General features: G+C 64.5%; 21 protein-coding genes and 1 pseudogene. 10 read left to right on the top strand and 12 right to left on the bottom strand.

Annotated elements, in window-relative coordinates; genetic code table 11:
- The 3 genes from SAS01S_RS17000 to SAS01S_RS16990 form a co-directional block, all read right to left on the bottom strand.
- Positions 1-498 (bottom strand): DUF445 family protein (locus SAS01S_RS17000; RefSeq protein ID WP_157082874.1); only part of this gene is annotated, 498 nt, incomplete at its 3' end.
- Between the two features lie 57 nt (positions 499-555).
- Positions 556-3,708, bottom strand: coding sequence for an efflux RND transporter permease subunit (locus SAS01S_RS16995; protein ID WP_066811341.1), 3,153 nt, complete (start codon positions 3,706-3,708; stop codon positions 556-558).
- A gap of 13 nt (positions 3,709-3,721) precedes the next feature.
- Entirely contained in the window at positions 3,722-4,900 is a 1,179-nt protein-coding gene (locus SAS01S_RS16990; RefSeq protein WP_066811339.1) for an efflux RND transporter periplasmic adaptor subunit, read from the bottom strand.
- A gap of 240 nt (positions 4,901-5,140) precedes the next feature.
- Here SAS01S_RS16990 and SAS01S_RS16985 point away from each other — a divergent pair, with 240 nt between their 5' ends.
- Both SAS01S_RS16985 and SAS01S_RS16980 read left to right on the top strand, forming a co-directional pair.
- On the top strand, positions 5,141-5,401 hold the full coding sequence (locus SAS01S_RS16985) for a GlsB/YeaQ/YmgE family stress response membrane protein (protein WP_066811352.1): 261 nt from the start codon (positions 5,141-5,143) through the stop codon (positions 5,399-5,401).
- Positions 5,402-5,498: 97 nt separating this feature from the next.
- Positions 5,499-6,224, top strand: a complete 726-nt coding sequence (locus SAS01S_RS16980) for an SIMPL domain-containing protein (RefSeq protein WP_066811336.1) — start codon at positions 5,499-5,501, stop codon at positions 6,222-6,224.
- A gap of 75 nt (positions 6,225-6,299) precedes the next feature.
- On the opposite strand, the gene SAS01S_RS16975 is transcribed toward SAS01S_RS16980, so the two are convergent.
- The 4 genes from SAS01S_RS16975 to SAS01S_RS16960 form a co-directional block, all read right to left on the bottom strand.
- Positions 6,300-6,554 carry a GlsB/YeaQ/YmgE family stress response membrane protein gene (locus tag SAS01S_RS16975; protein WP_066811332.1) on the bottom strand — a complete coding sequence of 85 codons (255 nt, stop codon included), beginning with the start codon at positions 6,552-6,554 and terminating at the stop codon, positions 6,300-6,302.
- 18 nt (positions 6,555-6,572) lie between these two features.
- A complete protein-coding gene (locus tag SAS01S_RS16970; protein ID WP_066811324.1) occupies positions 6,573-6,845 on the bottom strand; it encodes a GlsB/YeaQ/YmgE family stress response membrane protein in 273 nt (90 codons plus the stop codon).
- Positions 6,846-6,947: 102 nt separating this feature from the next.
- On the bottom strand, positions 6,948-7,247 hold the full coding sequence (sciP, locus tag SAS01S_RS16965; protein WP_066588249.1) for a CtrA inhibitor SciP: 300 nt from the start codon (positions 7,245-7,247) through the stop codon (positions 6,948-6,950).
- A gap of 103 nt (positions 7,248-7,350) precedes the next feature.
- Entirely contained in the window at positions 7,351-7,578 is a 228-nt protein-coding gene (locus tag SAS01S_RS16960; protein WP_066811321.1) for a hypothetical protein, read from the bottom strand.
- Between the two features lie 151 nt (positions 7,579-7,729).
- Here SAS01S_RS16960 and mnmA point away from each other — a divergent pair, with 151 nt between their 5' ends.
- Complete coding sequence (gene mnmA / locus SAS01S_RS16955; protein WP_066811318.1) at positions 7,730-8,842, top strand: tRNA 2-thiouridine(34) synthase MnmA; 1,113 nt, start codon at positions 7,730-7,732, stop codon at positions 8,840-8,842.
- A gap of 35 nt (positions 8,843-8,877) precedes the next feature.
- Here the strand turns inward: mnmA and SAS01S_RS22625 are convergent, their stop codons facing one another.
- The 5 genes from SAS01S_RS22625 to pdxH form a co-directional block, all read right to left on the bottom strand.
- Positions 8,878-9,159: a hypothetical protein gene (locus SAS01S_RS22625; RefSeq protein WP_157082873.1), complete on the bottom strand. Its 282-nt coding sequence runs from the start codon at positions 9,157-9,159 to the stop codon at positions 8,878-8,880.
- 252 nt (positions 9,160-9,411) lie between these two features.
- Positions 9,412-9,819 carry an acyl-CoA thioesterase gene (locus SAS01S_RS16945; RefSeq protein WP_084239131.1) on the bottom strand — a complete coding sequence of 136 codons (408 nt, stop codon included), beginning with the start codon at positions 9,817-9,819 and terminating at the stop codon, positions 9,412-9,414.
- A 58-nt stretch (positions 9,820-9,877) separates the two neighbouring features.
- Positions 9,878-10,741 carry a PhzF family phenazine biosynthesis protein gene (locus SAS01S_RS16940; RefSeq protein ID WP_084239129.1) on the bottom strand — a complete coding sequence of 288 codons (864 nt, stop codon included), beginning with the start codon at positions 10,739-10,741 and terminating at the stop codon, positions 9,878-9,880.
- Between the two features lie 11 nt (positions 10,742-10,752).
- Positions 10,753-11,700: a cation diffusion facilitator family transporter gene (locus SAS01S_RS16935; RefSeq protein WP_066811344.1), complete on the bottom strand. Its 948-nt coding sequence runs from the start codon at positions 11,698-11,700 to the stop codon at positions 10,753-10,755.
- Complete coding sequence (pdxH, locus tag SAS01S_RS16930) at positions 11,700-12,281, bottom strand: pyridoxamine 5'-phosphate oxidase (protein WP_066811347.1); 582 nt, start codon at positions 12,279-12,281, stop codon at positions 11,700-11,702. Before pdxH ends, SAS01S_RS16935 begins: the two co-directional genes overlap by 1 nt.
- A gap of 241 nt (positions 12,282-12,522) precedes the next feature.
- On the opposite strand from pdxH, the gene ku reads away from it, so the two are divergent.
- The 7 genes and pseudogenes from ku to fabI all read left to right on the top strand — a co-directional run bounded on the left by ku (position 12,523) and on the right by fabI (position 22,122).
- Entirely contained in the window at positions 12,523-13,416 is an 894-nt protein-coding gene (gene ku / locus SAS01S_RS16925; protein ID WP_066811311.1) for a non-homologous end joining protein Ku, read from the top strand.
- Positions 13,416-15,880: pseudogene (gene ligD / locus SAS01S_RS16920) on the top strand (DNA ligase D). Before ku ends, ligD begins: the two are co-directional and overlap by 1 nt.
- Before the next feature lie 103 nt (positions 15,881-15,983).
- A complete protein-coding gene (locus SAS01S_RS16915; RefSeq protein ID WP_066811308.1) occupies positions 15,984-18,470 on the top strand; it encodes a circularly permuted type 2 ATP-grasp protein in 2,487 nt (828 codons plus the stop codon).
- Between the two features lie 10 nt (positions 18,471-18,480).
- Positions 18,481-19,359: a transglutaminase family protein gene (locus tag SAS01S_RS16910; protein ID WP_066811306.1), complete on the top strand. Its 879-nt coding sequence runs from the start codon at positions 18,481-18,483 to the stop codon at positions 19,357-19,359.
- A gap of 70 nt (positions 19,360-19,429) precedes the next feature.
- The gene (locus tag SAS01S_RS16905; RefSeq protein WP_066811304.1) at positions 19,430-20,359 is read left to right on the top strand and encodes a DnaJ C-terminal domain-containing protein; all 930 of its coding nucleotides are present in this window, start codon (positions 19,430-19,432) and stop codon (positions 20,357-20,359) included.
- 18 nt (positions 20,360-20,377) lie between these two features.
- Complete coding sequence (locus tag SAS01S_RS16900; protein WP_066811301.1) at positions 20,378-21,322, top strand: YihY/virulence factor BrkB family protein; 945 nt, start codon at positions 20,378-20,380, stop codon at positions 21,320-21,322.
- Positions 21,319-22,122 carry an enoyl-ACP reductase FabI gene (gene fabI, locus SAS01S_RS16895; protein WP_066811297.1) on the top strand — a complete coding sequence of 268 codons (804 nt, stop codon included), beginning with the start codon at positions 21,319-21,321 and terminating at the stop codon, positions 22,120-22,122. The genes SAS01S_RS16900 and fabI overlap by 4 nt, the downstream gene beginning before the upstream one ends.
- The last annotated feature ends 71 nt before the right edge of the window (positions 22,123-22,193 follow it).

The raw sequence follows: 22,193 nt of genomic DNA, 5'->3' as shown, positions 1-22,193 counted from the left end.
CCGTACCATCCCGCCAAGCCGTTCCTGGTCGAGCGATTCGAGCATGTCGGCGGCAAGCCGCGACGCGCCGCGCCTCAGCCGGCCTTCGCTCGCGCCCTTGGGGCTAGCGAGCCAGCGGCCGGCGGCGCCGGCGACGTCCACCCGCTGCATGCGCCGGGCGACGACGCGGGGGATCAGGAAATTATCGCGCAGGAATTGCGCGAGCGTGTCGCCGATCCGGTCCTTGTTCCTCGGCACGATCGCGGTGTGCGGGATCGGCAAGCCGAGCGGGTGGCGGAACAAGGCGGTCACCGCGAACCAATCAGCCAGCCCGCCGACCATCGCCGCCTCGGCAAAGGCGCGGACGAATCCCCAAAATGGATGACGATCGCCCAGCCCGCGCGCGACCAGGTACAAAGCGGCCATCGCCACCAATAAAGCGGTCGCGACCAGCCGCATCCGCCTGAGGGCAGGGGGCGCGGCCGTCGGGCCGGGAACGGACAGTCGCGCCAGCTTCATACCCGAAACAATCCCTCAAAGCAGGGATTGTTCAAGTCCTACTTATACGCCCGATAATCATTCGGCCGGTTGCGGCCCCTGTTCGCCATGGTCATAGCCGATCGGCTTGGGCGCATCCGGATGCGCGAGTATCGGTCGGCTATCATCGCCGGGACGATAGGTCAGCAACACGCGGCGCAGCCACGGCCCGGCCCATTCCTCGATCCCGATCGCCAGGCTGAAGCTGGCCGGCACGATCAACAGCGTCAATACGGTCGACAGGATCAACCCGCCGATCACGACGATACCCATCGGCGCGCGCCACGACGCGTCGCCCGACAGGGATACCGCGGTCGGCACCATGCCCGCGACCATCGCGACCGTGGTCATGACGATCGGCTGGGCGCGCTTGTGCCCGGCATCTTCGATCGCGGCCAGGCTGGGGACGCCCTTGGTCATCTCTTCGAGCGCGAAGTCGATCAGCAGGATCGAGTTCTTGGCGACGATGCCGATCAGCATCAACAAGCCGATATAGACCGGCATCGAGATCGGCTGGCCGGCGATCCACAAGGCGATCAATCCACCCAGCGGTGCCAGCAGCAGCGATCCCATGTTGACGAACGGCGGCAGCACGCGGCGATAGAGCAGCACCAGCACCGCAAACACCAGGAACACGCCGGCCACGACCGCGACCAGGAAGTTGTTGATCATCTCCGCCTGCCATTTGGCCTGGCCGAGCGTCAGCTGCTGCACGCCATTTGGCAAATGCTGCATGATCGGCAGCGCGTTTATTTCCTTCCACGCCTGGCTCGACACCAACGGTTTGCCGGTCTTGGGATTGAGCCCCAGATCGGCGCCGATCGTCAGCTGGCGCTGCAACTGGACACGTTGAATCTTCGATGGGCTGGCGCCAAAGCTGATATCGGCAACGGTCGACAGCGGCACAGATCCGCCATTGATCGTCGATACCGGAATGTTCTGGATCGTCGCCATCCGCGAGCGCGCCGATTGTTCTAGCGCGACGGTGATCGGCACCTGGCGATCGCTGAGCGAGAATTTCGCCTTGTTCTGGTCGATATCGCCCAAGGTGGCGAGGCGTACTGCGCTCGACAGCGCCTGAGTCGTCACGCCCAGATTGGCAGCGAGATCGAAACGCGGGCTGACCACCAGCTCGGGCTGTTGCAGATCGCCCTGGATACGCGGCGCGGTGACCGATTTAAGCTTCGACAATTGCTGCACGATCGTCTGCGCGGTCGAGGTCAGCAATTTCGGGTCGTCGCCCCCCAGCACGATGGTGATGTCGCGCCCGCTCGATCCCCAGCCCTGTTGCGAGCGGAACGAGACGCGCGCGTCTGGGATCGCGGCCAGGGTCGGCGCCAACTGACGCTCGAACTGGACGCTCTTGAGATCCTTGTCCTTCTTGAAGATCGCGGTCACGCGGCCATTGCCGACGAACGCGCGTGAATAGACGTCCTCGACCTGCGGCTGCTTCTTGAGCAAGGCCGCGACCTTGTCGACCACCGCTTGAGTCTGAGCCAGGGTCGTACCGGGCACCATTTCGATGCTCGCCGTCGATGCGTCCTGATCCTGATCGGGCTGGAACGACTGCGGCAGGATGGCGAAGAAGGCCACCGTCAACGCCAAAGCTACCGCGCCCGCCACGATTGACGACCAGCGATGGCGCAGCGTCCAGCGCAATGCCGCCATATACCAGTTCATCATTCGGCCTTCGCCATGCGAGGCATGGCCCTTGGCCTTGAGGAAATAGGCCGCGATCATCGGCGTCAGCAGACGCGCGACGGCCAGCGACATCAGCACCGAGGCGACGACGGTCAGGCCGAAATTCTTGAAGAACTGGCCCGATACGCCGGGCATCAGGCCGACCGGCAGGAACACCGCGACGATCGACATGGTGGTGGCGAGCACCGCGAGACCGATCTCGTCGGCGGCGTCGATCGCCGCCTGATAGGCGGTCTTGCCCATGCGCATGTGTCGGACGATGTTCTCGATCTCGACGATCGCGTCGTCGACCAGCACGCCGGCGACCAGGCTCAGCGCGAGCAAGGTCATCTGGTTAAGCGTGAAGCCCAGTTGCTGCATCACGAAGAAGGTCGGGATCGCCGAAAGCGGGATGGCCAGCGCCGAGATCGCGGTCGCGCGCCAGTCGCGCAGGAACAGGAACACGACCAGCACGGCCAGGCCCGCGCCTTCGTACATCGCTTCCATCGCCGAGTGATATTGCATCTCGGCATATTGGACGTTGTTGAAGATCAGCTTGAACTTGACCTTGGGATTCTTCTTTTCGAGGTCGGCGAGTTTCTTCTCGGCGCCATGGAACACGGTGACGTCCGATGCGCCCTTGGCGCGCTGGAAGTCGAACGAGATGACCTGCGCGCCGTTGAGCTGCGACGCCGACCTTTGTTCGGCGAACTGGTCGACGACGGTCGCGATATCGGTCAGGCGCACCATGCGGCCGCCACCGGCCGAAATCTGCGTCTGGCCGAGCGCATAGGCGTCCTTGGCATTGCCGAGCACGCGTACGGTCTGTTCGGAGCCCGCAATCTCGGCGCGGCCGCCCGCGGCGTTCATGTTGACCTGGCGCAACTGGGCGTTGACCTGGCTGGCGGTCAGGCCAAGCGATTGCAGCTTGTCGGGATCGAGCTTGACGCGGATCTCGCGGCTGACGCCGCCATTGCGTTCGACCGTCGCCATGCCCGACACCGACTGCAATTCCTTGGTGACGGTATTGTCGATGTACCAGCTCAGCTGCTCGATCGTCATATCGGTCGAGATCGCGGCATAATTGGCGAGGTCATTGCCGGTGGTGTTGGCGCGTTCGACCTGCGGCTCGAGGATGCCGTCGGGCAGGTTGCCGCGAATCTGTTGCAGCGCGCTGCGCACATCCTCGACCGCGCGATCGATCGGCGTGCCGATATCGAGCTGGACGACGGTGACCGAACTACCCTCGGTCACGTTCGAGTTGATCTCGTCGATCCCCGACAGGCTGCGGACTGCCGCCTCGACCTTCTGCGTGACCTGGTTCTCGAGCTCGGTCGGCGCGGCGCCCGGTTGGCTGACCGAAACGATCACGACCGGAAAATCGATATCCGGGTCGTTGTTGACCTGCATCGTCGCGAAGCTGACCAGGCCGGCCACGGTCAGCATGAAGAACAGGACGAGGCTGGGGACCGGGTTGCGGATCGACCAGGCGGATATGTTGCGAAAGCTCATGCGAACGCCCTCTTCAAAGCTTGCGCAGCTGTGGCTTGACCTTCTGGCCGGGGCTCAGGAACGCGCCTGCCGACAATACCACGCGCTCGTTACCGACCAGGCCTTGAACGATTGCAACGCCGCGATCGGTCACTTCGCCGGTCTTGATCGCGCGGCGCTCCACCTTGTCGTCCTTGTCCAGGATATAAACGAAATTGCCGGTGGCGTCCGTCTGGATCGCTGAGTTCGGCAGGATCGGCGACGTGTTCGCGCCCCCATAGATCGTCGCCGCGGCGAAGCCGCCCGGGCGCAATGTGGCGTCGAACGGGATCGCGATGCGGACGATGCCGCGACGGGACTGCGGATCGATGACCGGGGGCAACTGCCAAACCTGGCCGGCGAATGACTGGCTACCGCCGACCGGCGTCACTTGCGCGCGCGAGCCGACCGAAATGCCCTTGATGTCGCCTTCCGCCACTTCGGCCCTGAGTTCCATCTCGCCACCTTTGGCCATGCGGAACAACGTACCCGAGCCGGAGCTGACAATCTGGCCGGGTTCGACCATGCGTGCCAGCACAAGGCCGGCGGCCGGGGCGCGGATATCGAGCCGGCCGTTGCGCGCCTGAGTCTCGGCGAGCTGCGCCTGCGCGACCTTTACCCTGGCATTGGCTGCCGCGAGCGTCGCTCCCTTGCGTTCGAGATCGGCCTTGGAAATGAAACCGCGGTCGACCAGCGCCTTGGCGCGATTATATTCGCTGAGCGCGATATCGGCGTCCGATCTGGCCACCGCGATCGAGGCGGCAAGGCTGCTAGCGGTCTGCACCTGGACCGAGCGGTCGACGGTCGCGAGAGTCTGGCCCGCGGCGACCCATTGGCCCGGCTGCACCAGCACCGCCGTCACCCGGCCACCTTCGCCGGCGACGCCGACAGGCATATCGACCCGCGCCGCGAGCGATCCCGTCGCCGACACCATGCGGTCGACCGAGTTGCTGCCCGGCGATCCCACCGACACGGTCGGCATCTGGTCCGCGGGCGCGCCGCTGGCGGTCGTGCCGCCGGTTCCCGCTGCGGGCTTGGCGGCCGGACGCATCATGAAGAAGGCAGCGATCAGCACGACGATGATCGCGGCAACACCGGCCAGGATCAGCCAGCGACGCCGCGGCGCCGCGGTTTCGTCGGTGAGCGCGTACATGCCGCTCGACTCGTAATTCATGTCAGCCACGATCCCCATGTGCCCTGTCATTGAGGCACCATCAGGGCCTCCGCTGGAACTGTATTATAGAAATAAAGCACCGACCTCAAGAGGCTCGGTGCGCTACTTTTATAATGTCCTTTTCGGCCCCGAATCGCAATCGGTAACGATATTTCGCGTCGGAAACGGTTGCATTTGCCGGTGCTTTGGGCGGACGATGCGTCACCGCCGATCAAAAAAGGCGGAAAGGAGGGAAGTTCGATGCCCGAAAGATCGATTCTAGGTTGGCTGCTGATCGGCCTTGTCGCCGGCGTGTTGGGCAAGTTCGTCATGCCTGGCAAGGATCCCGGCGGGTTCATCGTCACGATACTCATAGGCATCGCCGGCGCTTTGCTGGCCGGCTTTGTCGCGCAGACGATGAACTGGACCCTGGTCGGCGGATGGCAGAATTACGCGGCGGCAACTGCCGGCGCGATCGTGCTGCTCGCTTTGTACCGATTGGTGGTCAGTCGTCGCGTATAGCGTGTTCACGTAAGGTAGCGACCTCGTTCAGGTTGGCGTAGTTCGCCTTGTGGCACGGCCGCCAAGGACGGAATAATCCGTCATGTCTGGAGGACATATGCGTTTGCTTGCCACTGCCGCCGTCATCACGCTGTCATCGATCGCGGTCGCTCCCGCGCTCGCTCAGACGATGCCCGTCGCTCCGTCGGTGCTCCCGGACGGGACCCTGCTCGACGTCACCGCCACCGGCAAGACCACGCGCGTTCCCGATCTGGCGACGATCCGCGCCGGCGTCGTGACCCAGGCGGCGACCGCCGCGGCGGCGTTGTCGGACAATGCCAATCGCATGAGCGCGGTTCTCTCGGCGCTGAAGCAAGCGGGCATCCAGCCGCGCGACATCGCCACCGCCAATGTCTCGCTGCAGCCGCAATATCGCTACGAGGATAACAAGCCGCCGGTCATTACCGGCTATCAGGCGACCAACAACGTCTCGATTCGTTTCCGTAATATCGCCAAATCGGGTGCGATCCTCGATGCGCTGGTGGCGCAGGGCGCCAACCAGATCGACGGGCCCAATCTCTCGCTCGATCAGCCCGACGCCGCGCTCGACGAAGCGCGAGTCGATGCGGTCAAGCGCGCCCAGGCGCGCGCGCAGCTTTATGCCAAGGCGGCCGGCCTGTCGGTGTCGCGCATCCTGACGATCGCCGAAGGCGGAGAGATCGCCGGACCGCCGCCGCCGATGCCGGTCTATCGCATGGCCGCGGCGAAGGCGGCCGACACGCAGGTGATGCCGGGCGAAAGCGACGTGACGGTGACGATTACGGTGCGCTTCCTGCTCAAATGATGAGAAAGGGGCCGTTCCCATCCGGGAACGGCCCCGTCCGTTTAGTCCGCCGCGACCGTTTCGGCACAACAAACTCTAGCGAAACCGCCCGCGGTTGATCAGGGCGAGGACCGCCAGCAGGATGATCGCGCCGGCTACCGAATAGATGAACGTCCTGATCGTGATCGCCTGGTTGATATCAGCGCCGAACAGCCAACCGGCAATGACTGCGCCGATGATCCCAACGACGATATTGACGATGATCCCCGACCCGCCGCCGCGCACGACCAGGCTGGCCAGCCAACCCGCCAGCCCGCCGACGACCAGCCAGATGATGATGTTCTCAAGCATGTGCCGATCTCCCGCCGGTTAGCGCGCGCGACCGCGGTTGATCAGGTTGAGGATGAGCAGCAGGACCACCGCACCGACGAAGGCGGCAACCAGCGCACCGATCGACGGCGGCCAACTGGCGATCGATCCGGTGCCGGGGAAGAGCGGGCCCAGCAGATAATTGCCGATGAACGAGCCGACAATGCCGACGACGATATTGAGAATAAGGCCCTGCTGGGCGTCGGTGCGCATGACGATGCTTGCCAGCCAGCCGATCACGCCGCCGATGACGATCAAAAGAATCCAGTACATCGCAACCCTCCTATTCGACGCGATCCGATGCGGTCGGTCTCGGGGTTACGACTCTTCAGGGGGAATATATGTTCCGCCCCCGTTTTGAACGGGAGCGGAAGGTCAGTATTTCTGCTGGCGTTCGTAGAGGCTCTTATAGTGCTGGATGCGCGTCACGCGCAGCCCGGGCATGCCCGAGCGATCGATCGCGCGCTGCCAGCCGGCGAATTCCTCGACGGTCAGATTGTACCGGTCACACACTTCGTCGACGCTCAGCAGGCCGCCATTGACCGCCGCCACGACCTCGGCCTTGCGGCGCACGACCCAGCGGGTCGTATCCGCTGGAGGCAGCGTCTCGAGAGTCAGCGGCTCCCCGAGGGGGCCGATCACCTTTGCGGGGCGTATTTTCTGGTTCTCAATCATTCACTACCTCGATTGGGGCGGGGGGCCCCCACTCACTTTGGCTAAAACGACCGTTAGCGGCCGGACTTGAACATCCATTGAAGCGTCTAGGTAAACACGCCCTTCATTCTTGGCCCCAATCCGCGATCCGGGCGGCGACATCCGCGTCGAACGCGCCGGAGGGTGGGAAGAAGGCCGAGGATTCAATCACTCGCGGAAATTGCCGGGTCTGAATGAGCGCGGTCGGGCTCGCCGCCTGGCGCGCCGAGATGCCGACCATCAGCACCGCCAGGTCGGGTGGCAACACCGCGACCGACGCATCGTGATCGAATCTCAGATAACTCAGGTCCACGCTTTACTCACCCGCGTTTCAACAGAATCGAGGGTCTACCCATTTTGCCCTAAAGGTCGGTAAAGACGGCGTTCGCGCGAGCTTAACCTCGCGCAGCGCGCGGGTTCCCTAGGCAAAGCGGGCCGGCATCCCTATTGAGCGCCACACAGCAATGACCGAAGCCGACTTCCAACTGGGCCCCGATCTGTCGGGCAAGCGCATCGTCGTCGCCATGTCGGGTGGCGTCGATTCGTCGGTCGTGGCCGCGCTCGCCGCGCGATCGGGTGCTGAGACGATCGGCATTACGCTGCAGCTCTACGATCATGGCGAAGCGGTCGGGCGCGCGGGCAGTTGCTGCGCCGGGCGAGATATCCGCGACGCGCGCGCGGTGTGCGACCGGCTGGGCATCGCGCATTATGTCCATGACCATGAAAGCGCGTTCCGCGATGCGGTGATCGACCAGTTCGCCGATGAATATGTTGCCGGGCGCACGCCGATACCCTGCGTCCGCTGCAATATGGGTCCCAAATTCACCGATCTGTTCCAACTCGCGCACGATCTCGGCGCCGATTGCCTGGCGACCGGCCATTATGTCCGCCGAGTCGAAGGACCCGACGGCGCCGAACTTCACCGCGCCGCAGACCCGGCACGCGATCAGAGCTATTTCCTGTTTGCGACGACGCGCGACCAGCTCGACTTCCTGCGCTTTCCTTTGGGCGGCTTGCCCAAGCCGCGCGTCCGCGAACTCGCTGCGGAATTAGGGCTGGGAGTAGCGGCCAAGCCCGACAGCCAGGATATCTGCTTCGTCCCCGACGGCGATTATGCGAGCCTCGTCAAGAAGTTGCGGCCCGAGGCCGAAGCTGGCGGCGATATCGTCGATCAGGCCGGCCGCAAGCTCGGCGAGCATAAGGGGCTGATACACTTCACGATCGGTCAGCGCCGCGGGCTCGAGCTCGGCGGCAGCCCCGAGCCGCTCTATGTCGTTCGTTTGGACCCCGCGACTCGCCGCGTGATCGTCGGCCCGCGCGCCGCGCTCGGCGTTGCCTCGGCGCGGTTGTCGGACATCAATTGGCTGGGCGGCGATTATAACGGTCCGATCACCGCCAAGGTGCGTAGCCTCGCCAAGCCCGTGCCAGCGCGACTCGTCGGCGACCGGGTGCTGTTCGACGATCCGGAATACGGCGTCGCGCCGGGTCAGGCGGCCGTGCTCTACGCTGGCGATCGCGTGCTCGGCGGCGGCTGGATCGAGGAAACGCAGGCGGTGGAAGCGGCGCTGGCGGCATGAAGCCGATTGGCGCTGCGCCAATGCCTCTACAACTTTTATCCTCGTCCCATGACGAGGTCCGCCACCTTTCCCGTTCGGCCGACCAAGCGTCCGATCCAGGTGACGACCTTCCGCCCTCGCGGTGTGACGATCTCCATCGTATGCTCCGCGGCCCCGACCCGCAGGCGGTTGTCTTTGCTATGGGAATTCTCGTCGTACAGCCGTTTGTCGCGCAGCAGTTGGTCGAGATCGACTCCCTCAGATGGCGGCAATGTCTCGCTCGTTTCGGCAATTGGTTCGAACGGAACGACGAGAAGAGCAGGGCCTTGTTCTCCCATCGTGCTGATCTGCCAACGGCCCGCGTCGTCACGCCAAGCGATGGTGCTGTATTCGTCGCTTAGATGATGAGCGGGGAAGCTGCGGACGTAGATAGTCCAGTCGCTGTGGGGATTTGAATGTCGTATTTCTGACGCAGCGCCAGGCTGCGCTGCGTCTCGTTGGCAAATTGATCCGCAGGCGCTGCAGCGAGCGATGCCGCGAAGATCGCAAGAGCAAAGATACGCATGAATCGTGTCACGCGTCCGTCTAGATCATTCCGACTTCGGAAAGAATCGCTCGATCACACTCGACGCCAGCCGCGCAGGGCGCAGCGTTTGGGCGTCGATGCAGCACCAACTCGATTTGACCTCGGCCAGCACTTCCTCGCCGCGGTGGATGACCGTCTGATAGAAAGCGCGCGCGCCCTGGACTTTCTCGAGCAGGACGGTGGCGATCACCTCGTCGTCGAGGAAGGTGGGCTTGCGATAAGTGATCTCATGTTTGAGCGCGACCCATAGCAGGCTCGCCACGGCCTCGGCCGGCGCGATCTTTTGCCAGTGGCTCAGCACCGCGTCCTGCACCCACTTCAGATAGGAGGCATTGTTGACGTGCCCCATGAAGTCGATGTCGGCGGGATCGATGCCGATCGGAAAATCGTGAGGGAGGGCGTGGTCGGTCACCTGGAGAATATAGTGCTTGCGGCGAAAAATAGCGAACTTTCCGGGTAGCGAGCGGACGCTACGGAAAGCGCGATCGAAACGCGGGCGGAGAAAAATCCTCCCCGTGCCGGGGAGGATCTTTTGGCCAGCCCAGCAAAAACGTTCCTTCCAGGACCGTCACGCAATTCCCACCCAGGATCACGCGATCGCCTTCCAGCCGGCAGTCGAGATATCCGCCCCGCGCGCTCGCCTGGAATGCCGTGAATTTGTCGCGCCCCAGCCGCTTCGCCCAATAGGGCACGGCAACCGCGTGCGCCGATCCCGTCACCGGGTCCTCGTCGATGCCGCCGCCGGGCGCGAAGGCGCGGCTGATGATGTCGGTCTCATCGCCCGGTGCGGTCGCGATGGTGAGGAGATCGCCTCCTGCCGCCAGCGCGCGAAAATCGGGCGTGAGCGCGCGCACCTGATCGGCGCTTTCCAGCACGACCAGCGCATAAAGATGCTCGTGCCACAATGTCTCGACCGCGCTGTCGATGCCCAGGCCGGCGACGATATCGGGCAGCGGCTTGGGCGACGGTACCCAGGCGGGCAGCGCCAGTTCGTAGCTGCCCCCGGCACGCGCAACCTCGAGCATCCCTGCCTTGCGCGTGCGGAAGCGGACGCGCTCGCGATCGGGGTCGGACGACAGCACGAAATGCCCGCTCGCCAGCGTGGCGTGGCCGCACATTACCACTTCGACCGCGGGCGTGAACCAGCGCAGGTCGAAATCGGCGCTGTCATCCTCCGATGCGACCAGGAAAGCGGTCTCGGACAGATTGTTCTCGGCGGCGATTTTCTGCAGCACATCGTCTTCGAGCCACTCGGATAGCGGCATTACCGCCGCCGGATTGCCCTCAAAGGCATGACGCGCAAATGCGTCGATCTGCGCGATCGGTAACCTCACTCTCTGTCTCCTTAGATACGCTTGCCGAACCAGTGCGGCGTCACATCGGCCTCGACCAGCGGGTTGTCGGTGTCGACATGGCCTTCGGGATCGACATGGATCAGCACTTCCACCCTGGGAAAGGCCTGATGCAGCGCGTTCTCGACGCGTTCGACCACCTCATGCGATTGCGCGACGGTCAGGTCGCGGCCGACTTCCATATGGAATTGCGCGAATTCGTGGCTGCCCGATCGCCGCGTGCGGAAATCGTGGATGCCCTTGAGTCCTTCCTGCCGCGCCGCGACTTCGATGAATTTCTTGCGCAAATCCTCCGGCCACTCCTTATCCATCAGCTGGTCGATCGCGTTGGAAGACGCCTGGAATGCGCCCCAGGCGAGCCAGGCCGCGATGATGATGCCGAACACTGGATCGGCGCCGCGCAAGCCGACATATTGATCGAGCACGATCGCGGCGATCACCGACAGGTTGAGGAACAGGTCCGACTGGTAATGGACCTTGTCCGCCATGATCGCGACCGATCCGGTCTTGCGGATGATACTGCGCTGGTAGGCAAGCAGCGCGAAAGTGGCGAGGATCGCGACGATCGACACGCCAATCCCGAACTCGGCTTCGGCGGTCTGGGTGTTGTCGCCAAACTTCAGGACTGCGCGCCAGGCGATGCCGGCGGCGGACAGCGTGATCAGCCCGACCTGGAACAACGCGGCCAGCGCTTCCGCCTTGCCATGGCCGAAACGATGGTCGTGATCGGCGGGCTCGGCGGCGATCTTGACGCCGTAGAGCGTGACCAAACTGGCCAGCAGGTCGAGCCCGGTGTCCGCCAGGCTGCCGAGCATCGCCACCGATCCGGTCGACCAGGCCGCGTAGCTCTTGAGCGCGAGCAGGAACAGCGCCATCGCCACGCTCGCCAGGGCGGCGCGGATCGCGAAGGGAATGATGCGACGGCGTTCGCTCTCGGTCATCATGGGTAGAGCAATCCTTCCGACCAGGTCCCGTCACCGGCGAGGTCGAACACACGGCGTTCGTGAAGGCGATGCGCACGGTCCTGCCAGAACTCGATATGGGTCGGAGTCAGGCGATAGCCACCCCAATGCGGCGGACGCGGCACGTCTTGCCCCTCGAATCGGGTCTGGATTTCCTCGAATCGCGCCTCGAACGTTACCCGGCTGTCCAGCGGCCGCGACTGGTCCGACGCCCAGGCGCCGAGTTGCGAATCGCGGCTGCGGCTGGCGAAATAAGCATCGGATTCGGCGTCCGACGCCAGGCTGAGGTTGCCTTCGATGCGGATCTGGCGGCGCAGCGATTTCCAGTGGAACAGCAGAGCGGCATGCGGATTGGCCGCCATCTCGCCTGCCTTGCGGCTTTCGCGGTTGGTGTAGAAGACGAAGCCGTTGGCTCCATGCCCCTTGAGCAGCACCATACGCACCGACGGGCGTCCGCCCGCGTCCGCGGTGGCGAGGGCCATCGCGTTCGAATCGTTCGGCTCGCTCTCGCGCGCTTCGGCGAACCAGGTGTCGAACAGCGCGAAGGGGTCGGTGGTCATACAGAGCGCTTTACCGCCGCCGCCCTCCATCGTCACCCCGGACTTGTTCCGGGGCCAACTCTCCCCAGACCGCAGTTTCCGTTGTCGCGTGTTGGCGTTCGAGCGAGATCGTGTCCCCCGGACACGATCGTGGCTTGCCGGGGACAAGCCAAAGCTCGACCGCGGAACAAGTCCGGCATGACGGGTTACGGAACGACTCCCTATCCCAAGAATTGAATCGGTTTCGCAACGGAGGTGACTCATGGCCGCACGGGCCTATTGGCAGGGACAGATCAGGCTGGCGCTCGTCTCGATCCCGGTCGAGATTTACACTGCGACCAAATCGGGCGCGCAGGTGGCGTTCCACCAGATCCACGAACCCTCGGGCAAGAGGATCAAATACGAGAAGACCGTGCCCGGCATCGGCGAGGTCGACCCCGACGAGATCGTCAAGGGCTTCGAATATGAGAAAGGCGAATATGTCCTGCTCGAGCAGGACGAGATCGACGCGGTGAAGCTCGAATCGAAAAAGACGCTCGAGCTTACCCAGTTCGTCGACATGGATGAGATCGACGTCCTCTATTACGAACGGCCCTATTTCGTCGTGCCCGCCGATGATCTGGCCGAAGAGGCGTTCATCGTCCTGCGCGAGGCGCTGCGGCGGTCGAAGAAGGTCGGGATCGGCCAGCTCGCGATGCGCGGCCGCGAATATGTGGTCAGCCTCAAGCCGTGCGGGCGCGGCATGGTGCTCGAGACGTTGCGCTATGCCGGCGAAGTCAACCGCGCCCAGGGTTATTTCCGCGACATCCCCGATGACGAGCCCGACCAGGATCTGCTCGACCTCGCCACCACGCTGATCGACAAGAAATCCGCCAAGTTCGATCCGGCCAAGTTCCACGACCATTATGTCGATGCACTGAAGGACCTGATCGCCCGCAAGGCCAAACAGAAATCGCGGCGCAAGATCATCGAGGACAAGGATGACGAGGGCACCGGCCGCTCGGGATCCAACGTCATCGACCTGATGGCGGCGCTTAAGAAATCGATCGAGAAGCCCAGCGCGAAACCGGCACAGAAGGAGAGCGTAACCACCACCAAGAAAACCGCGCACAAGAAGACCCCGGCGCGGACCGCCCCGGCGAAGAAGCGTGCGTGATGGCGCACGCCGACCCCCTCGCCAAATATAACGCCAAGCGCGATTTCTCGAAGACCGCGGAGCCCAAAGGCGAACGCGCCGCCGACGCCGGCCATCGCTTCATGGTCCAGAAGCATGACGCGACGCGGCTTCACTGGGATTTGCGGCTCGAGGTCGACGGCGTGATGAAGAGCTGGGCAGTGACGCGCGGCCCTAGCCTCAATCCTGACGACAAGCGGCTCGCGGTGCAGACCGAGGATCATCCGATCAGCTACGCCGATTTCGAAGGGACGATCCCGGCGGGCGAATATGGCGGCGGTACGGTGATGCTGTGGGACGACGGCTGGTGGGAACCGATTCCCGGCAAATCGGCCGAGGACCTGGAAGAAGGCCATCTCCATTTCATCCTCCACGGCGCGCGGATGAAGGGCGAATGGCTGCTGATCCGACTCAAGCCGCGGGGCAAGGAGCGCAACACCAACTGGCTGCTGCGTAAGATCGACGACGATTTTACCGGCGGTTCGGACGATCTGGTCGAGAACGACGTGACCAGCGTGAAGACTGGCCGCTCGATGGCCGAGATCGCCAAGGGAATGAAGGCGAAGGAACTAGCGAGCTGGAAGAAGCTACGCGCCAATTCCTCCCCGGGACGGGGAGGGGGACCGCGAAGCGGAGGAGGGGGTTCTCCTCAACCGAGTCGCTCGCCCCCCAGCTCTGCACGCTGGTCGATTCCGTCCCCACCGGCACCGGCTGGATCCACGAAGTCAAATATGACGGCTATCGCGCGCTGATCGCGATCGGCGGCGGCAAGGCCAAGGTTTATACGCGCAACGGACTCGACTGGACCGACAAGTTCCACGCCATCGCCGATGCTGCGGCCAAGCTGCCGGTCGGGTCGGCGCTGATCGATGGCGAGATCGTCGCGTTCAAGGACGGGCATCCCGATTTCTCGACCCTGAAGGACGCCATTTCCAACGACGGCGAGATGACCTTGTTCGCGTTCGACCTGCTCGACCTCGACGGCGAAGACCTCGCCAAATTGCCTCAGGTCCAGCGCAAGGAACGCTTGCGCCCGCTGCTCGAGGGCGCCGATGCGCGCCTGCAATATGCCGAGCATATCGTCGGCGAGGGCGAGAAATTGTTCGAGGCGGTGTGCCGCGAAGGCTATGAGGGGATCGTCTGCAAGCGCGCGGACGCGCCTTATTCCGGCCGCCGTACCCAGGGCTGGCTCAAGGTCAAATGCCTGCATCGCCAGGAATTCGTCATCGTCGGCTGGACCGAGAGCGACAAGTCGCGCGGGTTCCGCGCGCTGCTGCTCGGGGTCAATGAGGACGGCAAGCTGCGCTATGCCGGCAAGGTCGGCACCGGCTTTTCGGTCGAGACGATGAACGACCTCCGCGCCAAGCTCGATCGCCTAGCGCGCAAGACGCCGACGGTCGACGCACCGCGCGCGGCGACCCGGCGCGTGCATTGGGTGACGCCCAACCTCGTCGCCGAGATTGCCTATACCGAAACGACGCCCGACAAGGTCCTGCGGCATCCGAGCTTCCTGGGGCTGCGCGGCGATAAGGAGGCTGAAGAGGTGGTCGAGGAAAAAGCCAAGCCGGCGCCCAAGCCCAAAGCATCGAGCGTCAAAATCACGCATCCCGATCGGCTGATCTTTCCCGATTCGACGGTGACCAAAGGCGATCTCGCCGCTTTTTACGAGGCGATGGCGCCGGTCGCGCTGCAATGGATCGCCAATCGGCCGATCAGTCTCGTGCGCTGCCCGCAAGGGCGCGGCAAGCATTGCTTCTTCCAGAAACACGATGCCGGCTCGTTCGGCGAGCACGTCAAGCACGTGAAGATCAAGGAGAAGGACGGGTCGGTCGAACCCTATCTCTATGTCGATGACGCCGACGGGCTACTGCAATGCGTCCAGATGGGGACGATCGAATTCCACGGTTGGGGGTCCTCGGTCGCCGATGTAGAAAAGCCCGATCGTCTCGTGTTCGACCTCGACCCCGACGAGGGGCTGGGGTTCGACGAGGTCAAGAAGTCGGCAGCCGAGATCAAGGCGCATCTCGCCGAGATCGGGCTGGTCAGCTTTGCGATGGTCTCTGGTGGCAAGGGCGTTCATGTCGTCGTGCCGCTGACGCCCCAGGCCGAATGGCCGGCGGTCAAGGACTTCGCCGATCGCTTCTGCCAAGCGATGGCCCAGGCTGAACCCGACCGCTTCACCGCGACCATGTCCAAGGCCAAGCGCAAGGGGAAGATCTTCCTCGACTGGCTGCGCAATCAGCGCGGTGCGACCGCGGTGATGCCATATACGGCGCGGGCCCGCGCCAAGGCGCCGGTCGCGGTGCCGGTGACCTGGGCGGAACTGAGCGATCTCGATACCGCGGCGACGTGGCATGTCGGGGATCAGGAGGAGTTGCTGAAGCGGGCGTCGTCGAAGGATCTGGCGGGCTGGGGAATCGCCAGGCAGGTGCTGCCGGACCTCTAAAGCCCCCCCCGAAGGTGAGGGGCTAAAAGCCGCCGCAAACCTTAATCCATGTTGCCACGCAGCATGGTTTGTGGTGGTTAGCTGTTCGCCAGGGGAGGCCCGGTTGGCCAGTCACGCACTCAGCGAAGGTTTGTTCGACGCCGCGGCGCACGCCGCGCGCTGGGTGGCGGACTATCGTGGGCGGGTCGGTGAGGGCGCAGGCGATGTCGTCGCTGGCGGCGATCCTGACGCCTGGACCGCTGCGTTCGAGGAACTCGCGGTCGCCGCGGGCGACGATCTTGCCCATGCCCAGGAACGCGTCCAACGCCACGCAGAGGACATCGGTACGGGATTTCGCGTCGCTGGCGACTCGGACGAGCGACCCTGGCCGGTCTCGCCGGTTCCGCTGCTGATCGCCGAAGGCGAATGGCAAGCGATCGCCGAAGGCGTCGCCCAGCGTGCCGGGCTGATCGAAACCATCCTCGCCGACATCTATGGCAACGGCACCCTGATTGCCGAAGGAGCAATCCCGGCAGCGCTGATCAACGGCAGTCCGTTGTTCCTGCGGCCAATGGTCGGGCTGACTTTGCCCGGCGGCTATCAACTCCAGTTCGCCGCGTTCGATCTCGGACGCGGGCCCGATGGCGAATGGCGCGTGCTCGCCGATCATCTGCGCGCGCCGGCGGGCGCGGGCTATGCGCTCGAAAACCGCCTCGCAACGTCGCGGACGCTCGGCGGGTTGCAGGGGCGGCTCAACATCCTGCGCCATGCGCCGTTCTTCACCGCGTTCCGTGACGGACTAGCGGCATTGTGCAAACGCGCCGAGCCGCGAATCGGCCTGCTCACCCCCGGCCGCTGGAACGCCAGCTATGCCGAACAGGCTCACCTCGCGCGCTATCTTGGCTTCCTGCTCGTCGAAGGCGCCGACCTCGCCGTCGCCGAGGACCGGCTCTATGTCCGCACCATCGCCGGGCTGAAGCGCGTCGATGCTCTGTGGCAGCGCGCCGACCCCCGCATGCTCGACCCGCTCGCGTTCGATTCGCATTCGACGATCGGCGTCGCGGGCCTGATCGATGCGTTCGCCGCACACAATGTGCTGATCTCCAATGCGCCGGGGGCGGGCGTCCTCGAAGCGCCCGCACTGCAGGCCTTCCTGCCCGCGCTAGCCGAGCGGATCATCGGCGAGAAACTCAAGCTCCCCAATATCGCCACTTGGTGGTGCGGCGACACCGCCGCGCGCGCCACGGTCGAGGCGCGGCTCGACACATTGATGATCGCACCGGCGTTCGGCGTGAACCCGCTCGGACTGCCCGACGGCGCGGTGCAGGGATCCGAATTGTCGGCTGAGGCGCGTCAGGCGCTGCTCACCGACATGGCGCGGCGGCCGCAGGATTATGTCGGACAGGAACTGGTCCGGCTGTCGACCATGCCGGTGGTGGCCGATCACGAGCTGGCGGCGCGCCCTTTCACCTTGCGCGTGTTCGCGGCGCGAGGCGTCGACGGCGACTGGACGGTAATGCCCGGCGGCTTCGCGCGGATCGGCGAGCATCCCGACATCCGCGCCGCGGTGATGGGCGAGGGGATATGGTCGGCCGACGTCGCGATCTACAGCCCCGATCCGGTGCCTCCCGCCTCGCTGCTGCCGGCCCCCGATAGTACCCAGATCCGGCGCAATCCGGGGACCTTGCCCAGCCGCGTGGCGGACAATTTCTACTGGCTCGGCCGCTATCTCGAACGCGGCGAAGCATTGCTGGCGATCGTCCGCGCTATGCTCGGCAATTCGATCGACGCCGATGCCGGCGCCGCACTCGACCACGATACGGTCGGGCGGATGGCCGGACTGGTGGTCGCCGCGGGCGCCGCGGCGCATCCCGCGCACCTCAAGCGCCCCGATCTCGTCCAGCTCGCACGGACCGCGCTCGACGCGCTCGACGGCTGGAACAACATCCCGGCGATCAACCGCATGGCGCGGACCATCGCCCAGGTGTCGCGCGATCGGTTGTCGGCCGACGTCGTGCGCCTGCTCGACGCGCCGCACCCGACCAAGGGATCGATGCTCGATCGCTGCGGCTCGCTGCAGCGGCGCTATGCCGCTTTGTCGGGCCTGTCGGCCGAGCATATGGGCCGCACCGCGGCATGGCGCTTCCATGATCTCGGCCGTCGGGTCGAACGCGGGCTGGCGGTGGCGCGGCTGGTCCGCACCTTCGGCATGACCGGGGCATCTAGCGACGACCTCACCACCTTGCTCGACCTAGCGGACAGCCAGATCGGGTACCGCCAGCGCTATCTGACCGGGATCGCGCGCGTACCGGTGATCGATCTGGTCGCGCTCGACCCGGGCAATCCGCGCAGCCTTGCTTACCAGGCCGACCGCATCGCCGAACATCTCGCCGAGCTCCCGGTACTCAACGACGACGGCGTGCCCGAAGAGCAGCAGGCCGAGGCGCGCGCATTGTGTGCCTTGCTGTCGACGGCGAGCGCCACGCGGCTCGACAAGGGCCAGCTCGACGATGCCGAACGCCAGCTCGCGCAATTGTCCGACGCCATTGCACGCCGGTATTTCCTGCAAGGCGCGGAACCGTTGCGCGCAGGCGGACTTACATTGGCGTGAGATTTGGCGCGTGATCTACGATATCCGGCACGTCACGCGGTTCGATTATGGTCGGCCGGTCGCTTTCGCGCGCTGCAACCTGCGGCTCAAGCCGATCCTGTGGTCGGGGCAACAGGTCGAGCGTTACGAACTGGCGGTGACACCGGCTGGTGAGACGCGACCGGCGCTGGCCGAAGCCGGCTTGGCAAACGTGACCCGGTTGGTCGTCACCGAGCGCGTCCGCAATTTGACGATCGAAAGCGTCTCGCGTGTCATGGTCGACCGCATGGTGCCGATGCCGCAATCCGAGGACCCGACGCTGGCCGAGGTCGCGGCGCTGGCGCGGGCGAACCGCGATCTCTCCGCCGCCGGCCCCTCGGCGTATCTCTACCCGTCACCGCTGATCCCGCTCGATGCTGATATCGCGGCGTGGTGCGCGCAGGATCTCGATCCCGACCGCAACGCGCTAGAAGCGGGGATCGCCTTGGCGCAACGCATTCAGCGCGATTTCGCGTTCGATCCGACTGCGACCCTGGTCGATACCCCGCCGCGCGAAGCCTTCCTCAAACGCCGGGGTGTGTGCCAGGACTTGACCCAGATCATGATCACCGGCCTGCGCGCCGCCGGCCTGCCCGCAGCCTATGTCAGCGGCTATATCCGCACCATCCCGCCGCCCGGACAGGAGAGGCTGATCGGCGCCGATGCGACGCACGCTTGGGTGATGTTGTGGTGTGGCCCGGCACGCGGTTGGGTTGGGGTCGATCCGACCAATGGCATCTGGATGGCGAGCGATCATGTCATCATGGCGATCGGCCGCGACTATGCCGAGATCGCGCCGATCGACGGCATCGTGCTGGGATCGGGCGCGCAGAAGATGGACGTGTCGGTCGATGTCGCGCCGATCGGCTGATGCGGTGATGGCATCTACGGCAAAGCCCGCGTTGCGCTCCGCTGCGCAATCCCCCAAATAGCGCCGCAAGATGGCAGCCGATCCTTACACTTTGCTGGGTGTGTCCCGCACCGCGACCGAAGCGGATATCAAGAAAGCCTATCGCAAGCTTGCGAAGGAACTGCACCCCGACCGCAATACGGACAATCCCAAGGCGGCGGAGAAGTTCAGTCAGGTAACATCGGCCTACGACCTGCTGAGCGACAAGGACAAGCGCGCGCGTTTCGACCGCGGTGAGATCGACGGCGACGGTAACCCGGCCGCGCCGTTCGGTTTCGGCAGCGGAGGAGGCGGACCGCAGGGCGGTTTCCGCGCTGATTTCGGCGGTGAGCAAGCCGGCGACTTCAGCGACCTGTTCGAGGGGTTGTTCGGCGGCCGTGGCCGAGCCGGTGGCACTGGTGGTGGCTTCGCCGGCGGATTCGGGCGCCGTCCGCAGCCGAAGGGCGCCAATGTCGCCTATCGCCTGACCGTTCCATTCACCGATGCGGCGACCCTGGCGCCGCAGCGGATCACCTTGGCCGACGGCAAGACGATCGATCTCAAGCTGCCGGCTGGAGTCGAATCCGGGACCCAGATGCGACTGAGCGGCAAGGGACAGCCTGGCCCTGGCGGCAATGGCGATGCGATCGTCACGATCGAGATCCAGCCGCACCGGTTCTTCAACCGCGACGGCGACGACATCCGGATCGACCTGCCGATCAGCCTGTCCGAGGCGGTACTCGGTGCGAGCGTCCGTGTGCCGACCGCGGACGGCGCGGTCATGTTGACCGTCCCCAAGGGGTCGAGCTCAGGCAAGACGCTGCGCCTGAAGGGCAAGGGTTTCCATCGGAAAAGTGGCGGTCGCGGCGACCAGCTCGTCACCTTGATGGTCGACTTGCCGGTCGATGACGACGCGCTGGTCGAGTTCGTCCAGGGCTGGAAGGACAATGACAGGAACCCGCGCGGCAACCTCGGCGTCTGACGTCGGTTACGGTCCTGTATGTCGCATCTTTCCCCTCTTTCGCCCGAAGCTCGCGCTGAGCGTGGCTTTCGCGAGCGGGACGGGAAGCCACTGCCGGCCCGTGCCTGGATCGTCACCAAGCGCGTCTTTGTCGGCATCTTCGCCAATGGCTTCATGTATGCCGGCAACATCGCCTATCTGGCGCTGCTGACGCTTTTTCCCTTCTTCATCCTCGCGGCGGCGATCGGATCGCTGTTCGGACAGAGCGCTGAAGCGCTCCGCGCTGTGGACTCTTTCCTGTCGACGCTTCCCGCCAGCGTCGCCGATCTGTTGCGCAAGCCGATCGCCGACGTACTCGCAGCGCGGACCGGCTCGCTCCTCATCCTGGGCGGGCTAGTCGCCCTGTGGTCGGTAGGCAGTTTCGTCGAGACGATCCGCGACATCTTCCGCCGTGCTTACGGCGTGACCTTCGAAAAGCCGTTCTGGCACTATCGGTTGGGATCGATGGCCGTGATCGTCGGATCGGTGATCCTCGCGCTGCTCGCCTTCCTGATCCAGGGCGTGCTGGCCGTGACGGAGCAGTTCATCTATCGGTTGGTCCCCTGGGCCGCCGAGGTCGCCCAATGGGTCGGCTGGTCGCGGATCATCCCCGGCCTGATCATGTACTTCGCGCTCTACATGCTGTTCTTCTCGGTGACGCCGGGCAAATATCGCAAAAAGAGCTGTCCGCGCTGGCCGGGCGCCGCGTTCACGACGTTGTGGTGGATCAGCGCGACCGCGTTGCTGCCGGTATTCCTGGCGAAGCTCAGCAATTACGACCTCACTTATGGCAGCTTGGCCGGGGTGATCGTCACCCTGTTGTTCTTCTGGATCGTCGGGCTCGGCATCTCGATCGGCGCGCACTTAAATGCAGCACTAGCGGAAACGCCGTTGAACGACGTAAGGGAGGGCCCGACGACAGAAACGGAGTTTGAAGCGGCATGACCGGACTGATGCAGGGCAAGCGCGGGCTTATCATGGGCCTTGCCAACGACCGCTCGCTGGCCTGGGGTATCGCCAAGAAACTGGCCGAGGCAGGGGCCGAAATGGCGTTCAGCTATCAGGGCGAAGCGCTCGAGAAGCGCGTGCGTCCGCTCGCGGCGGAACTTGGCTCCGATTTCCTGATCGATTGCGACGTCAGCGACATGACGGCGCTCGACCAGACCTTCGCGACACTCACCGAGCGCTGGCCGACGATCGACTTCGTCGTCCATGCGATCGGCTTTTCCGACAAGAACGAGCTGCGGGGGCGCTATGCCGACACCAGTCTCGAAAACTTCCTGATGACGATGAACATCAGCGTCTATTCGTTCACCGCGGTGGCGCAGCGTGCGGCGGCGATGATGCCCAATGGCGGATCGCTGCTGACGCTTAGTTATTACGGCGCCGAGAAGGTCGTGCCGCATTACAATGTGATGGGCCTCGCCAAGTCGGCGCTGGAGACCAGCGTGCAATATCTCGCGGTCGACCTCGGCCGCGACAATATCCGCGTCAATGCGATCTCGGCCGGGCCGATCAAGACGCTGGCGGCGAGCGGGATCGGCGATTTCCGCCTGATCCTGAAGTGGAACGAGCTGAACTCGCCGCTCAAGCGCAACGTCACGATCGAGGATGTCGGTGGGTCGGCACTCTATTTCCTTAGCGACCTGTCGTCGGGCGTCACCGGCGAAGTGCACCATGTCGATGCCGGCTATCACGTCATCGGCATGAAGGCCGAAGACGCGCCGGATATCGCGTTGGTTTAACGCAAACACCCTCTCCCCTCCGGGGAGAGGGTTGGGGAGAGGGGCAGTCGGGGACGCTCCTATGCCGCACT

The sequence above is a fragment of the Sphingomonas asaccharolytica NBRC 15499 genome (genome assembly GCF_001598355.1).
GTDB classification, from domain to species: Bacteria; Pseudomonadota; Alphaproteobacteria; order Sphingomonadales; family Sphingomonadaceae; genus Sphingomonas; species Sphingomonas asaccharolytica.
The sequence above is the reverse complement of the archived record's forward strand: the minus strand, read 5'-3'. Positions and strand labels throughout refer to the sequence as shown.